The organism is Siphonobacter curvatus, assembly GCF_002943425.1.
Classification (GTDB): Bacteria; Bacteroidota; Bacteroidia; order Cytophagales; family Spirosomataceae; genus Siphonobacter; species Siphonobacter curvatus.
The window spans coordinates 39,477-54,103 of sequence record NZ_PTRA01000002.1; the positions used below are offsets into that span (position 1 = coordinate 39,477).

Annotated in this window: 13 protein-coding genes and 1 pseudogene; 5 read left to right on the top strand and 9 right to left on the bottom strand. The window is 42.0% G+C overall.

Annotation, left to right across the window (positions count from 1 at the left end; translation table 11 throughout):
• Positions 1 to 305: 305 nt before the first annotated feature.
• Entirely contained in the window at positions 306 to 2,669 is a 2,364-nt protein-coding gene (locus C5O19_RS15515) for a TonB-dependent receptor (RefSeq protein ID WP_104714214.1), read from the top strand.
• A gap of 94 nt (positions 2,670 to 2,763) precedes the next feature.
• A complete protein-coding gene (locus C5O19_RS15520) occupies positions 2,764 to 3,897 on the top strand; it encodes a PepSY-associated TM helix domain-containing protein (RefSeq protein ID WP_104714217.1) in 1,134 nt (377 codons plus the stop codon).
• A 211-nt stretch (positions 3,898 to 4,108) separates the two neighbouring features.
• Here C5O19_RS15520 and C5O19_RS26380 read toward each other — a convergent pair whose 3' ends face one another.
• The 3 genes from C5O19_RS26380 to C5O19_RS15530 all read right to left on the bottom strand — a co-directional run bounded on the left by C5O19_RS26380 (position 4,109) and on the right by C5O19_RS15530 (position 6,787).
• Positions 4,109 to 4,237 carry a hypothetical protein gene (locus C5O19_RS26380; protein WP_262509728.1) on the bottom strand — a complete coding sequence of 43 codons (129 nt, stop codon included), beginning with the start codon at positions 4,235 to 4,237 and terminating at the stop codon, positions 4,109 to 4,111.
• Between the two features lie 291 nt (positions 4,238 to 4,528).
• Positions 4,529 to 5,437 carry an SDR family oxidoreductase gene (locus C5O19_RS15525; RefSeq protein WP_394341791.1) on the bottom strand — a complete coding sequence of 303 codons (909 nt, stop codon included), beginning with the start codon at positions 5,435 to 5,437 and terminating at the stop codon, positions 4,529 to 4,531.
• A gap of 1,062 nt (positions 5,438 to 6,499) precedes the next feature.
• Positions 6,500 to 6,787, bottom strand: a complete 288-nt coding sequence (locus C5O19_RS15530) for a molybdopterin cofactor-binding domain-containing protein (RefSeq protein WP_243406414.1) — start codon at positions 6,785 to 6,787, stop codon at positions 6,500 to 6,502.
• 971 nt (positions 6,788 to 7,758) lie between these two features.
• Between C5O19_RS15530 and C5O19_RS15545 the strand changes: the two genes are divergently transcribed.
• Positions 7,759 to 8,394, top strand: coding sequence for a hypothetical protein (locus C5O19_RS15545; protein WP_104714223.1), 636 nt, complete (start codon positions 7,759 to 7,761; stop codon positions 8,392 to 8,394).
• A 309-nt stretch (positions 8,395 to 8,703) separates the two neighbouring features.
• Here the strand turns inward: C5O19_RS15545 and C5O19_RS15550 are convergent, their stop codons facing one another.
• Together C5O19_RS15550 and C5O19_RS15560 are read right to left on the bottom strand one after the other, a co-directional pair.
• Complete coding sequence (locus tag C5O19_RS15550; RefSeq protein ID WP_104714225.1) at positions 8,704 to 9,099, bottom strand: hypothetical protein; 396 nt, start codon at positions 9,097 to 9,099, stop codon at positions 8,704 to 8,706.
• 445 nt (positions 9,100 to 9,544) lie between these two features.
• The gene (locus C5O19_RS15560) at positions 9,545 to 9,784 is read right to left on the bottom strand and encodes a hypothetical protein (protein ID WP_104714230.1); all 240 of its coding nucleotides are present in this window, start codon (positions 9,782 to 9,784) and stop codon (positions 9,545 to 9,547) included.
• A gap of 487 nt (positions 9,785 to 10,271) precedes the next feature.
• On the opposite strand from C5O19_RS15560, the gene C5O19_RS15565 reads away from it, so the two are divergent.
• Positions 10,272 to 10,688 (top strand): hypothetical protein, encoded by a 417-nt coding sequence (locus tag C5O19_RS15565; RefSeq protein WP_133163377.1) that lies wholly within the window; start codon positions 10,272 to 10,274, stop codon positions 10,686 to 10,688.
• A gap of 1,250 nt (positions 10,689 to 11,938) precedes the next feature.
• On the opposite strand, the gene C5O19_RS15575 is transcribed toward C5O19_RS15565, so the two are convergent.
• The 4 genes and pseudogenes from C5O19_RS15575 to C5O19_RS15595 all read right to left on the bottom strand — a co-directional run bounded on the left by C5O19_RS15575 (position 11,939) and on the right by C5O19_RS15595 (position 14,091).
• Positions 11,939 to 12,256, bottom strand: coding sequence for a hypothetical protein (locus C5O19_RS15575; RefSeq protein WP_104714238.1), 318 nt, complete (start codon positions 12,254 to 12,256; stop codon positions 11,939 to 11,941).
• 98 nt (positions 12,257 to 12,354) lie between these two features.
• On the bottom strand, positions 12,355 to 12,771 hold the full coding sequence (locus C5O19_RS15580; protein ID WP_104714241.1) for a hypothetical protein: 417 nt from the start codon (positions 12,769 to 12,771) through the stop codon (positions 12,355 to 12,357).
• Positions 12,772 to 13,213: 442 nt separating this feature from the next.
• Positions 13,214 to 13,557 (bottom strand): annotated as a pseudogene (locus tag C5O19_RS15590) (recombinase family protein).
• A 129-nt stretch (positions 13,558 to 13,686) separates the two neighbouring features.
• Positions 13,687 to 14,091, bottom strand: a complete 405-nt coding sequence (locus C5O19_RS15595) for a helix-turn-helix domain-containing protein (protein WP_104714247.1) — start codon at positions 14,089 to 14,091, stop codon at positions 13,687 to 13,689.
• Between the two features lie 166 nt (positions 14,092 to 14,257).
• Between C5O19_RS15595 and C5O19_RS15600 the strand changes: the two genes are divergently transcribed.
• Positions 14,258 to 14,494, top strand: a complete 237-nt coding sequence (locus tag C5O19_RS15600) for a hypothetical protein (protein WP_104714248.1) — start codon at positions 14,258 to 14,260, stop codon at positions 14,492 to 14,494.
• Positions 14,495 to 14,627: the final 133 nt, after the last annotated feature.

Consider the following 14,627-nt stretch of genomic DNA (forward strand, 5'->3'; position numbering starts at 1 on the left):
TTGCTGTTGTCGGTTTTCAGTCCAACGCTTTTGTATTGGATTGTAACCTACTGATGGTTAATCCATTAACCGTCTTTTGCAAATACTGATCTGCAGTACAGCTTGGAATGGCTGTAGAGGATTCACGGTTTTTCTCAAAACCGACGATTCCACGCTGATCGCTGGTTAATGCCCTTGTCGAAGAAGCTTCGGAACTTCCTGTATCTGTGTAAGGTAAGTTCCTTCTGTTACTCTCCCTTTGAATTCTACGGGAGGATTTCATTCGTACACCCTGCGAATGAATCGATCCCCTTTCTCATCTATTCATGAAACCCCATTTACTTCTTTTTCTGTGCCTGTTTCTAAGCATTACGTCCCACGCCCAGTCGGACCTGGGAAGTCTTAAAGGTCGTATCGTCACCTTCCAGCATGAAGCCGTCGCCGGGGCTTCGGTTACCTTGCAAAACACGGGGTTCGGTACCACCACCGATGCGGAAGGGCTATTCAACCTTTCCTCCATTCCGGCGGGAACGTATGTACTCGTCGTATCCAACGTTGGCTACACGGCTTATACCCAGCACATCCGGATCGTTGCTGGAAAAAATCCCTTTCTAAACCTTCAGCTCTCCGAGAGCCGACAGGAATTGAAAGAAGTCGTGGTCAGCACCTCCCGAAACGCGTATCAGGTACTCCAATCCTCCACCGCGACGCGGATGGATGTACCGCTCCTGGAAACGCCTCAGTCCGTGCAGGTGGTTTCTTCGGCAATCCTGCGGGACCGACAGGCCTTTACGCTCAATGAAATTTCCAGTGCCTTTACGGGCATGAAAGCCAATAATGGCAACGGGTCCTTTCAAATCCGGGGCTTTACGGCCTATTCACCCAATGATGCCAGCTTTTTGCTCTATAACGGCGTTCGTGGCAACCTGTTTCTCTGGAGTCAGCAACCGCTTTTGTATAACATCGAATCGGTCGAACTGCTTCGCGGTCCTTCGGGAGCTTTGTTTAGCGAAGGCTCCCCGGGTGGCGTCATCAACTTTATCACGAAGCAACCCCTGGCCGAGAAACGGGCGAGTATCGATGTATCGCTGGGCAGCTGGGCGTTTCGGCGAGCCTCGGTTGACTTCACGGGTCCGCTGTCCCGAAACCAAAAGCTTTTATACCGGGCCATTATCGGCTACGATCGATCGAAGAGTTTTCGGGATTACCAGGACAAAGAGAATCTTTTCATCGCTCCTTCCCTCACCTATCTTTTCAGCGATCGTACATCATTAGCGTTAGAGCTGAATTACGCTCATCAGAAGTCCGTTCAGCAATACGACAACGGTAGTTATATCTATACGCGATCCGACGGTACCTTTGATTTCAACCGCTACCCGAATCATCTGACCATTCAAAGCCCGACGGATTACGGCCGCACCGATAACGCCTCTGCGACTTTAACCTTTAACCACCAATTCAGCAACAAACTTAAATTGACCCTAGTGGAACGGGCCGTTCGGAATGTGCTCGACTATACCGACCATATCCCGCTGGGAAGAATCCGAAATGATTCAATCAGCCGGGCGTATCAGGATTGGGAAACGGACCGCTTCAGTCTGCAAACCACAGCTTTTGTTAGCTATACGGCAAAAACGGGGGCTATCGGTCATCAACTGATGGGCGGTACGGATTACAACCGCTACGGCTGGACGCAGAATGACTATCAATACAAGCTTTCTACCCGCATTTCTATTTTCCATCCGGATTATTCGAATAGCGTACCTTCCGCTTCGACACCCGCCGAAGAGTCCGACGATAACCGACGCGTGACTAACCTGGTAGGTGCCTATTTACAGGATCAGGTTAGTTTGGGGGAAAGACTCAAAGTGCTACTCTCTTTACGGTACGATAGCTACAATGGGAAAGAAACCCCGCTTTCGGATCGCGACAACAAGCAGGGCGATGCCCTACAGGCTTCGGGCTGGATTCCGCGAGTAGGTCTGGTGTACCTACCGCTGCCCCAGGTATCCCTTTACGGGACTTACGTCAAGTCATTCAATCCCCAGACGTCGAACAACGTGCGGGCTGGCGGTCCCTTTCCCACTCGGAAAGCGACGCAGTATGAACTCGGTTCAAAAGCGGATCTATTTAATGAACGGATTTCGGTCACCCTTTCCCTGTATCAAATCAATTATGCCAATATTCTGACGGCGGCTCCAACGGAAGAAAACTCTCACCGTCAGGCAGCCATTGACGGCACCCGCAGTCGGGGGGCGGAAGTTTCTTTAGCTGGTCATTTAAAAAACCTGAGTCTGATTGCCGGGTACGCCTTCAATGACCACGTGTTAATCAGTACGAGTAGCTACGGAAAAAAGGGGGACCGTTTTGCCAACGCCCCCCGACACCTTGCCAATTTCTGGGCGAAGTACACGCCATCGATTCCCGTACTGAAAGGATGGGGGATTGCGGCGGGGGTTCGCTACGTGAGCGATCAGGTGGGCCTGTTGAGCAACCAGAACTTCATTTTCCCAGCCTACACCGTTTTCGACGCCGCTGTTTCGTACCAAAAAAGTCGGTATTCGCTTCAAATCAATGCCTACAATCTAACGAATAGACACTACTTCACCGGAAGTCGGTCGAGTACCACCACGGGTGGATTAGGTGATCCATTCAACGTACGAATCGGACTTGGTTATCAGTTGTGGTAAACGTGTCCATCCGGGTTTCTGGCTGGAAGCCCGGATGGATGCATACCCGTTGGCTAAAAAAATGAGCACCCCTATTCTTTGAATTTTACCAGTTATGGGAAAAGTAAAATTGACGCGAAGGCTCTTTAAAGTCCACAGCTGGCTGGGACTGATCAGTGGTCTTTTTCTGCTTGTATTGGGATTAAGCGGTTCGATTCTGGTATTCCGACACGAACTGGACACCTGGGCTAACCGGGAACTGTTGCAGGTAACGCCCCAGGGTACTCGCTCCTCGCCCTTGCAGCAGTGTTACGACACGATCACCCGTCGGTATCCCAATCTGGACGGGATTGCCTGGCTCAACCCCGATGCAAGCCCCACCGAGGCGTATAATTTCAGACTCTATTTCAATGATACACGTCTCTTTACCTACGATCTGGCCCTGATCTCTTTCGATCCCTACACCGGAGCCATTCTGCGGGAAGGGCCATCGGCTGATTTCACACCCAGTTTCATCGAGTGGTTACTGCAATTCCACTTCAGCTTTCAGTTAGGGATTCCGGGAGCGGCCCTAACGGCGGTGTTTGGTCTCACCATGCTGGTATCCCTGCTGACGGGTGTGGTGGTGTACCGAAAAATGATCTGGAGAGTCCTGACTTTTCGAGTAAAAATCAACCGAAAAAACTGGCGTACGATCAGCTCAGACCTCCACCGCGTGGTTGGAGTCTGGTCCTTACTGCTTAACGCGGTCATTTTCTTTACGGGCTTCTGGATGAATCTGTTTGCGTTTCAGGCCAAAAGCTGGCGGTCAGAAACGATTCCCACGAAACCCAATACGCTTCTCTCCGTATCGCCCGACCGGCTGTTGCAACAGGCCTTGTTGGCTTTCCCCGGCCTGGACCCTACCTACGTGTATTTGCCAACGCAACCCACCCGAACATTTGAAGTTCGGGGCTATACTAAAAATCAATGGAAAGGCTGGGGTAATGGAAATTCTGTAAAAATCAATCAGCAGACGGGTGAAATAATTTTTATACATCGCTTGTCAGAAAAACCGCTAGGCGAGCGGATAGAGGGCACTTTTTTTCCTTTGCACGTGGGCAATTACGGCGGCTGGCCCGTGAAAATCCTGTACGTAATTGTTGGCTTAACGCCAGGTTTACTATCCGTAACGGGCTTTTTACTCTGGTGGCGAAATAAGCGAAAGACCGTTAAATTGCCAATTTCAGGGCCAATAACAAGACAGTAAACCATACCCTAAAAAGCTTCTAATGCAGGCCACTACCCTTCTTAACGTTGTAGTCAAATCAACCAAAAGAAGACTACATGGTTAAAAGAGTCTCTTTTTTATTGCAATCATCTTTTTGCGTAATCGAATTTTGAGCTCATTTATTACTTTATGTATTTAAAACCTAACTACCTGATCATCTATAGAGCATTAATAAATTCCCGCAAATTGACTACTTCGTCAACAACAGAAATTTAGCTCGTGTTTTGAGGCGAACGTAGGGCATGGACAACTCAATTTTTGCTACTTTGGAATTTCTATTAACCTGAGCGAACGTCCGGTAGTCAGGCAGTTTCAGCATAATTTAACGCTCTATTTAAACTATGCTGCCTTTAAACCCTCAATCCAGTTGACGCAAGCTCAGATTCAATCGATGTATAAATAAATCAAAACTTATTTCAATCGTATCTACTCTTCGCCGCTGGTCTTTGATAAAAACAGGGAGCCCGATTGAAAATCGGGCTCCCTGTTTTTATCAAAGACCAGTTATACCAAGCAATTCATGCATTTATAAAACCGATCCAACGTATTACACACCAAAGATTTGATTGCTGTCATCGCCTTGAAGACTTGAGTATCGTACTAGTAATCATTAGGGATGACCACCCCCACCCGCTGCTCCAAAAATCTGTCCTGTCGAATAACTGCCCGCATTATCTGCTAATTGAACAAAAATTGAAGCTAACTCTGCCGGCTGACCCGCACGGCCTAGTGGGGTATCGCCGCCAAATTTGACTAATTTCTCCTGTTCTTGACCACCACACACCTGCAACGGTGTCCAAACTGGCCCCGGAGCTACACCATTTACTCGGATACCTTTTGGTCCTAATTGTTTTGCCAAGGACTTTACATAAGCAACATTGGCAGCTTTCGTCTGGGCATAATCAAAAAGGTTTTCTGACGGGTCATAGGCTTGTACCGAAGTAGTAGCGATAATACAGGATCCCGGTTTTAGATGCGAAAGGGCCGCTTTCGTGATCCAGAACAGAGCATAGATATTCGTTTTCATAGTGGCATCAAAACTCTCGTCACTAATATCCAAAATGGACAGATTGCTCTTCTGATAACCTGCATTATTGACAAGAATGTCCAAACCTCCCAACTGGTTAACCGTTTCGTCCACTAGCTTTTTACAGAATTCTTTGTCTGTAATATCACCGGGTACAGCAACCGCTTTTCTTCCTTCAGCACGGATTAAGGCAATAACTTCTTTGGCATCGCTTTCCTCGGCAGGAAGAAAATTAATCGCCACATCGGCCCCTTCCCGGGCATAAGCTATCGCAGCAGCTCTACCAATTCCTGAGTCACCGCCAGTGATCAGGGCCTTACGCCCCGCCAGTCTATTGTTTCCCTTGTAAGACTTTTCGCCATGATCGGGTACGGGACTCATACGAGAGGCCAACCCTGGGTGCGGCTGAGACTGTTTTGAGTAAGGGGGTTGAGGATATTTTGATCTGGGATCCTCCAGGGGGATTGCTTCAGTAATAGCAGCGTTCGTCATCGTATTTTTTGCACTAAGTGGGGCACTGATAGCAAGAGTTGATACCGTAGCCCCCAGCCCTTTGACCAGATTGCGTCTTGAAATGTTATTTACTTCCATGGTTTAAATACGTATGGTATGAAACATGATCTCACTCGGATTTAGATGTGAATCATCTAGTCCTTTCTCTCAATACCTTGTTCATCATTTCAAATCATCGTATGCGTTCTTGCCTTTATCTAACTTTCGCTAGTTAGGTCAGCTATAACGTTGATTTAACTATAAATTTTTAAATGTTTGAGACCCGTATTTATTCAATAAAAAAATGGGGCCAATGTAGGCTGAGTTACTACGTAGCTGCCTACCAAGCTTCCTTTATATCTTAAAATGATGGTACACCAAACATCTCAAATCCTTATTTCATACGTATACCTGGTTTATCTACCTTATCATTAAACAATACGAATAACTAGCAAAGGTTATAAATGAGAGGTATATTTTATGCAAAGCACCATTACTGAACTCATGATATACTTTTCGAATCTATTCTTTTCTGTTTTCTCTTCTTAGGAATAAAAGCATTTACTAACTAACTGCCAGGGTTATCCAGTATCGCACCTGATTTAAGGGTCCCGGGCACCTCCGATAAGCCTAACTCAGGCAACGCCAAAACTAATGTAGCCCTGGATGTTTACGAGCTGGTGAGTCAACTTGGGTACGCGCCCATCAACCTATTAGGTATTGATATTGAGGCGATGATTGCTCATGCGGGTCCCGATCCGGCTTAAGTAAGCTCATGGATAGGGACAGAATTCTTGTTACTTGGTTACGGGTGACTACTGGCTCTTTAGTTTTCATCGGAGAGTATCTCAGCCAACTCATTCTTTAACGTTAATCTGTAAACGCTGGTAAAGCCATTTGGGAACATGTACTCGAAGGGCTTTACCAGCGTTTACTCTATCAATCAATGGTAAGTCTAAACTAACTTGTCTAATGTTATAGGCAATTTTCTGATTCGCTTGCCTGTTGCATTGAAGATAGCATTAGCGATCGCTGTTGCGACGCAGATGATGGCAATTTCACCTATTCCTTTACTTCCGACCGGATCAGCCAGTAGATCAGGCTTGTTGACAAAATAAACGTCAATGTTGTTACGTCGGCATGAACGGGTACGTAGTAATCTGCCCAGTCTTTCGTTACATAGCGGCCAAAACGGTGATCGATCACGGCATTTTCAGTGAGTGCCATGCCTATCCCGCCCCTTGCTCCTCCAATCATCTGACTGGCAGCGATTTTAGAACTAATAATGGTTCCGGCATCGGCACAACAAACGATTTTTTTAACCCGAACCTGGCCCGTTGCCAGATGCACACGTACTTTCTTCAGCCTTTTAATTTGTACCTATTCATTGTAAACAGAACCTATATTCCTTTACAGGAACCTCATCTCAAGTTTGATTAACTGTAATTTGATTTCGTAGAAGGCAATGTGTAATGGTATTACAATTTATATGACGAGAAAAATGTAATGGTTTTAATGTTACACGAAACCCATCGTTTGACTCTAATCTTTTAAATGACAGTGGATTAACCTAATATTCTATAGTCATCTGAAAGCCGTGAATCTCAATAAGCTAGGTTAGGGTGGTAGGCTATCTCTATGCATGTGCATTGGATGTAGTTGCTGACTGGATTAGTTTTTAGGGCAATGGCAAGAATCAAACAAACGTTTCTTTAACTTTGGTATCAGTAGCTAACTATTTGTTTTATACGTATAGTCATGAACGTAAAATATGTCTCCAATACTCAGGGAAAGGTAACTGTCGTTCACCTCCCCTTAAAAGAGTGGCAGGAAGTGTCTAAAAAGCTGGAAGCCTTTACTAGGACTGAGAGCATCAAGACTGGCTACGAAGCAATGCAGCGAATCGAAAAAGGAAGTCTGCTCATTAGAACCTTAGATAGCTTCTTAGATGAACTATAAAAATCATTCTGACGCCAAACTTCGAGAAAGGATTTAAAAAAGTCCCTCCCATCAAGGAAGACTTATGGGCTCTGGGCCAGTCCTTACAGGAAAACCCTACCCAAGGAAGTGAAGTCTTTAAGAATTGCTATAAGGTTCGTTTAGCAATCAAGAGTAAAGGCAAAAGCGGGGGTGGCCGTCTGATTACCTATGTACGCATCACAAGTGAATCAGTCTATCTACTTTCGATTTATGCTAAGTCGGAGCGAGAAACGGTGACGGATGCCTATATCAAACACTTACTGAAAGATCTTTCTTGATCTTTACTCATACCTAATAGGGAATACTTAACATAATACAGATTATACATCAGTTCGAGCCCTATGAAAAAGCAATATGAAATATTACCAAGCCTTCCTCCCTACGGTCCAATGTATATACCCCTCACTCCCAATGATACGAGGAGCAACAATCCTTATAGCGAAGGATTTGTCGTACGTTTTTTTACTTCTTCTGAAGAAAGTTGGGTGGCTAACTTCACTTTAGGCGCTACTTCTTTTTATCAGGTATTTGAATTTCCTCAGACAGATGTAATACTAGTAATCGCTGGCGGTATGGGCTATGCGATGAATCGGAATCAGTTCAAACCCCTTAGTTTCTTTGGCTATAGTATAACCAAAGCACTGCGGATCGATAGCTCTGAAGTTGTTATAGTCGAATGTGGTTCCCTTATCGTTATTAATTCCAAAGGAGAAGAACTGGTTAACAAACTAGTTTCTGAAACGACAGAATCTGACGTAAGAGGTGAATCTGCCATCAAAGATTTAAGCTACCAAGGAAGAATAGTACATGGCTATAGTTATGATTCCAGAAGTAAGCCCAAGGAATGGGTGACTTTTACTTTGGATCTAGATTCAGGTAGGCTCAATGGAGGAAGCTATCTCAGATATTATTATGGCGAAGATGAATTTATTGCAGTCGAGAAAAAAAACTGGTGGAAATCCTTATTCAACATATAGACACTTATAAAACAGCTATGTACTATTGGACTACATTTCTGTTCTTCCAACTAATAACTAACATATTAAGCGGAATCTTTCTTACTAAATCTAGACTACGTCAATTTAAAACACTGCTATCAGGGCGTTTCCTATACTACTTACTCTGGTAATATAGGGCTGATATTAGGACTGCTTTTTACTGAAAGTGTTTGATATTTCTACTTCAACTTGACTTTAATAAGGTATTACTAGCTAGGATGAACAAATTATTTTATAAGTAAGCTTTATAACGTTTTACAAAAGATGACTATTCATGCTTTACAACTATCAATAATATTTTTCTATGCTCATAAAATCAAGTATTTCAAAACTTATACTTGGGAACAATATCCCAATAATTCCGTTCAAGGCTATGCTTACTGTTAAAGTATCTGTAAGAGCTACTAAAGAAATATTTTTACTCTTGTTTAATATGGACTTAATAATAAAAGGAACGAGTATCACTAGCGTTGGAATTTTAAAGTAGGGATTGAATATCCAAGTTCTGCTTTCACCCCAATAACTTATTATGATAACTATATAGAGGCCTAATGATATAAATAGGGCTACAGCCAAGTTCTTCTCAGATATTTTATTTGTCTTGATTATTTTCAAGGATTCTATAATTGAATAGATTACGACAAATGATATTAAAACTAAGAACGGAAAAATGACAAGTGCCATGACATCAATATGTTAATACAAGGAATGATTTTACGAAATTACTAACCCATTATTAAATTTTATAATATATTAACATTTGCAAATAAATGTTTAAGAATGCTTGATTAAGGGAGCCTTTATTCATTTTACCTAGATAAGCTAAATTCTGCTTTAAGCCATGGTCTATAACCCAAGCTGGTACAAACTCTTCACTGCTGAGTACTTCGCCTATTTCTAAATTATCGACGTTGATGATACGAACGCTAGTAAACATGCTTTGATAAGCGAGGGGCAAGGGCACAGTAGCCTAGCACATCTCGTGAATGATCTGCGGCTTTACTACATGGCCACCACTCAGGAAAAGAAGACTAGCCCGGTCCAGACATAGCTGCACTTGATCGGTAAAGAACAATATTAGGCGAATGGGATTGGATCGATCAAAGGCCGCAATTGAGTTCAGGTAATCCTAGTGGGACTGAAGGCCCAGATTCAATTCTAAGGCAAAATCCTCGCTAGCGAAGAGTTGACTCCTGATTTTCTGATTTGCACTAACCGAAGCCAGATCTTTGTAATCCGAAAAGCCTTGTTTTTTATACTGATAGCCGGCCAGATCCTGATCGATAATGGGAACATGCTCCGGAATAAAGTTGACGGCGTTGGTACTTTTTCCAACTCCGGGCGGGCCTGCAATGACATAAATATTCATCGAATCATGAGGACCGTTCCATTCTTATACTCGGCTACGGTGTGCCCGTCTTCACGGGCATATACTAAGGGTTGATTGATTGAAAACAAGTAAGCCTTTGCCTTGTCAAGTAGTTGTTTCTGTCAGTTGGCTCTTTCCTGCTTGGTCATCGAGCGTGGGTCTTTGACCATCGTCCCGACTCTATATTTGATGGTATCTTCCATAATAAGTCGCTATAGACGAAGATAAAAATACGATATTTGCTTATGTATTAGATGACCTATTTTCTATTTTAAGTTACTTGAATGATCCTCTGAAGAATGCAAAAGTTAATTTCATCTATTAACCTCATTCTCATATGAATTTTCATAGAGCTACTATTCATACTTATTTAATTTATCTACTACTGATCTTGGCCTCTTGTAAACCGTCAATAAATAGGACTGTAATCTTCGATTACATACAACTTGACATTCCTAGCAGATGGACATTTAATCAGCAAGAAGGTATGGATTCAGCAGCGGGCAATATAATTACTTCTAAAAATGATACTATTCGTATTGATTATGGAAGATATTCTGACCCATTTGAAGAAGTTATCCCTGTAATATCTCTTGCCATGGCAAGAGAACTAGACTCTCTAGGTATAGAATACGTTCCAGGAGCCGTTGTATCAATAAGACCTCAAATCGATCAAGATCAAGGACTGTATTTAAAAGAATACTATTATTATGAAGATATAGATGATAAAAGAGCTAAAATAGGTATTCCTAAAAATTCTGGTCAAGGAAGAATGTCTATTCATTTTTATAAAGTGGATTCTTTTGGTAACAAGCTAAGTATGTCTGTTTCAAATATAGATAGTGATATACAGATTGAAATATTGAACATGTTTAAATCTATACGATTTCTTACCAAAAACTAAAGAGCATCCTTTATAAAATCTTACGAACAAAAATCATAGATAAAAATTATATAATAAAGATTCAGAAGATACTCTACACAATTCGTATGAATACCCGCCAAATTCATTTTTGCCGAACCAAGCTGTTGAAAAAGGTGATTTTTCAAAACCTTTCTCTTGAAGAGCAGGAATAGCTTTATTAATAATGATTTCGTTTCTTGCTTCTAGTATTTTTTACTGAGGCTTTATATATCAGATTTATAATATGGTAATGCATTAAACTGCTATACAATAAAGTGTCAATTCTTATCAATTGACTGTCAATAATATTGTATAGATATTTATCTCGGTAAATAGAATACCCCCAAATTCAGAAGAATAATTCTGTTTATTACTAATAAATACCATTAAAAAGATAAATTTTTAATTTTTCTAATAATATTATACCATATTTTGTAGTTTAATACTATATAGAGCATAAATATAAATAAAGTTTCTGCATGAAACTCAGGAGTGCTTATTTGACTCTTTTCATTATTTATTTTAACAAAAAAAGACAACCTGTTATATTTAATAACAGTAAAAAAACACCTTATATTAAAGGTAGCTAGTACTAATATAATTCCTGTTAATAATACACCTATTCCATAACTTTTCATATAAGTTAAGATATTAAATACTAGGCACAAAATAGCTATATATTGTTCAGTATCTAACTCTCCATTTTTAAAAATATAGACATTGATGAGTGTAAATACTTCGATAAGAACTAATAGAAGTATTGGTAAAATTGGGAGTATCTTTTTTTTATCATTTTTACTGCACCACTTCACTGATTCTTTTATAAAGATCCTGACAAAGTTAATCCTAATTCATCATATCGATTGTGAGATAAGCCTTTAATTAGCATTAAATTTGTTTCTATTAACCATAATTATTTAAATTTCTTCCAAAATCCTTGATCATCATAACCCGGAAAACTCCTGATATTTCGGGTATTTATGCTAATATTCCTATATCAGCTGATAGTAATAATTTCGCCCCTTCATTACTGGCTTGCTAATAAATCACTTTTCCATATCCTGCTGCTAGTTGTAATGACACGTACACCAGGCTACGGCAATGGTCATAAGCAATACGATACCGTAAATCAGAGCCGCCTGTCTATCAGATGATCTACTTGCTCTACCTGCAATAAGCGATTTTACATACTCTAGCGGGTCGTTTATAATACGTTACTATTTGTATGTGTTAAATCTTGGAGGATGTAGTTAAGCATCATAGATCCTATACTTCAAAAGCCTTTTAGCTATCTGTTTAATAGGTTTACCTCTAAGCTCCAGCTGATCTAGCAAGTCAATCGCATGATCAATGGAAAAAAATTGAACGTATTTTACCCCATCCTTCTCAAAGGTTAAATAGTCATCAGTTTCTTCAGGATCGAAAAAGACGATTTCGGCATCAAGAGTTAAGTCTTCAATTGCATACACTAGTATGTATTCAGCCTCTTTATTCAGGGTATATGGTTCATAGAGGGATTCAAGTCTATCAGGATCAAGTAGATAAGGGATTAGATCATGAAAAATCATACGACCAAAAGTTTACATAAAGTGAAATAGGAAGGAGACAGCTTCATAGCCTTAATTATTCAGATACTTCTTCTGACCACTTCTCTTGTTATATAATTTTATGTTGAACTAGGGTAACTACTGATACTGAAACTACTTGCAATTAGTTGAATATAATCGTTGCGTCCCTCTATCAAATAATGATGGTATTCTCTTTTGTCCCAGTCAAGCCAAGTCGGGTAAGCTCTTTTTCGCTGGTTGATCTTCTCATGAAACCAGCCCGATTGAGTTATTTTCCAAAGGAACACCTCGGACGAGCATCGTACTTTCAGTTCTGAATAGGGGTAGGTTTCTATTCCTACATATTCACAGGCCCAACCATGGTCAAAACTGACTTTACCTGTATACCCTTCGATCTCTTGATCCGCTAGATCCCATAGTTGAAAGGTTACTTCACAAATGCCTTTCCCCATATTGATCACTAAATCGCTCTGCGGATCTTGCTGGAATGGTATGTCGAGTAAAGCAGCTTTCATTCTTTTCTGTTGTAGAATCAATCCTTATGTTAATTCCTCCTAAGTAGGGAGATATCTGTATTCAAGATAACTTTTTCCAGATGAACTTCTAATGAGTGTTTTTAAGCAGTAGCTATGAGTAACTTTGGCCTTTAGCATCTCCGACTAAAATGTCAATCGATTCAATCAACTCAATCCTTTATTCAAAACGTTTATACAGAAGAGTAAAGGCATAACTGCGTTTCCGATCCCCTTTCTAATAGCTTGACCACCCGTTGGACCTGTTTAATGGTAAACGCTTTTCCTCGGCAAGTTAAGAAGCCATTAGCATTAAAGATCCGGGTGATCTCAGCCCAGCTGTGTCCGCCCTTGCGAAGCGACTCGGCAAGAAGTCCGGCTTTGCGGTTATTTGCGTTGGTCTGCTGAACGATTCGACCTTTACGCCTGCTTTCCTCCGTTAGTTTCAGAGGATTTCCCAGCCTCTCGCCTCGCTTCTTTTTTCAGCCAGAGCAAGCCGGGTTCGCTCTGCAATCAGCTCCCGTTCGTACTGAGCCGTCGTAGCCATCATGCCGATGGTCAGGGTATTAGCCTCGGGCATATCCACGAAGACAAATTCCACGCCCGCATCCCGAAAGGTAAATACGAAAGAAACATACGAGTGAGACGGTCTAGTTTGGCAATGAGAAAAACGGCTCGATGAGCTTTACAATACGCGATGGCGGCCTGAAGCTCGGAGCGGTCATTCTTTCGGCCCGACTCAATATCAGTGAACCGCCTGACCTCTTCTGCTCTATTTTTTAAGAACACATCAACGGCCGCTTGAATAGCAACCGGACGTTGTCACCAGAATAGAGACCGACTCACATAATTTATATAAATTTGATACATAATGTTTACTGAAAACCAAATGATGGACCTATTTAATAAATAGGTCCATCATTTGGTTTGATATAGGACTTCCTTTAAAAGTGCTACCTTTTCTTTCTCTGACTCTAACAGCCTTTCATACAGCTTTTTGTTCTCTTCTACTAACTCAAGTACTTTGTCAATTGGATTGAAGGTAGGATTATAGAATATTGAACCAGATTGATCACTGTTATTAATAGTATCAGCTATCATATTAATAACAGCTTGTTCATCAAAGTTTTTGATGGCTTCGGCGGGTACTTTCAATACCTGAGCAATCTGCTCCAAGAGCTCCTGCTCAATGACTTCCTTCTGCTCCAAAAGTGAAACCCGCTTCTGAGTCCACTCCTCGCCTAGCTCATAGGCCAGGCCCTCCTGCTTGAGGCCGAGCATCTCCCGAAACCGTTTGACATTTCTTCCGTGGTGAATAGGCATGTGACTTTTCGTTGGTTGCATGGCAAAGGTAGCTATGGTGGGTGAAAGACTTCTACGTAGCTAAATTACGCATTATCGGCTTCTAAACTATCCCCTACTGGCATAGTTTAGAAACGCCCGCCTGACTAGCTTTCCTTCATGGTTTTAAAAACGCCTCTTTTTTACCATGCGAAAAACGACCTACATTGATTCGGACCGCTTACCCGTCTGGCTGGATGAGACGGAAAAACAGGATCCCAGGGCCTTTATGGAAAGCTTCTGGGGCGGCTACCGACTCCCCGAATGCCGCTTTCTGCTTTGGGAGCTCCTCTCCGGGGATTTAAAGGGCAACCCTGAGGGTTATCACTGCCAGGCACTCGCTTCCACGCTCGTACACTACTTTGAGCAATGTGCTGCTACTTAGAGCTAGTTAGTTGATTTATTACCAGCAAATCATATTGGAGGCAATGATTTCCTGAAAAGTAAACCACTAACGGAGAGCGAGCCGTCGCCCACCTTGCCTACTCAGTGATTGGCCACCCCACTTTGGAGGCTTT

Excerpts from the sequence above, each read along its gene's own strand:
- C5O19_RS15515 (WP_104714214.1), top strand. The coding sequence starts at position 306 with ATGAAACCCCATTTACTTCTTTTTCTGTGCCTGTTTCTAAGCATTACG.
- C5O19_RS15550 (WP_104714225.1), bottom strand. The coding sequence starts at position 9,099 with ATGGCACTTGTCATTTTTCCGTTCTTAGTTTTAATATCATTTGTCGTA.
- C5O19_RS15520 (WP_104714217.1), top strand. The coding sequence starts at position 2,764 with ATGGGAAAAGTAAAATTGACGCGAAGGCTCTTTAAAGTCCACAGCTGG.
- C5O19_RS26380 (WP_262509728.1), bottom strand. The coding sequence starts at position 4,237 with ATGCTGAAACTGCCTGACTACCGGACGTTCGCTCAGGTTAATAGAAAT.
- C5O19_RS15525 (WP_394341791.1), bottom strand. The coding sequence starts at position 5,437 with ATGACGAACGCTGCTATTACTGAAGCAATCCCCCTGGAGGATCCCAGA.
- C5O19_RS15575 (WP_104714238.1), bottom strand. The coding sequence starts at position 12,256 with ATGATTTTTCATGATCTAATCCCTTATCTACTTGATCCTGATAGACTT.
- C5O19_RS15600 (WP_104714248.1), top strand. The coding sequence starts at position 14,258 with ATGCGAAAAACGACCTACATTGATTCGGACCGCTTACCCGTCTGGCTG.
- C5O19_RS15595 (WP_104714247.1), bottom strand. The coding sequence starts at position 14,091 with ATGCCTATTCACCACGGAAGAAATGTCAAACGGTTTCGGGAGATGCTC.
- C5O19_RS15580 (WP_104714241.1), bottom strand. The coding sequence starts at position 12,771 with ATGAAAGCTGCTTTACTCGACATACCATTCCAGCAAGATCCGCAGAGC.
- C5O19_RS15545 (WP_104714223.1), top strand. The coding sequence starts at position 7,759 with ATGAAAAAGCAATATGAAATATTACCAAGCCTTCCTCCCTACGGTCCA.
- C5O19_RS15560 (WP_104714230.1), bottom strand. The coding sequence starts at position 9,784 with ATGAATATTTATGTCATTGCAGGCCCGCCCGGAGTTGGAAAAAGTACC.
- C5O19_RS15565 (WP_133163377.1), top strand. The coding sequence starts at position 10,272 with ATGGATTCAGCAGCGGGCAATATAATTACTTCTAAAAATGATACTATT.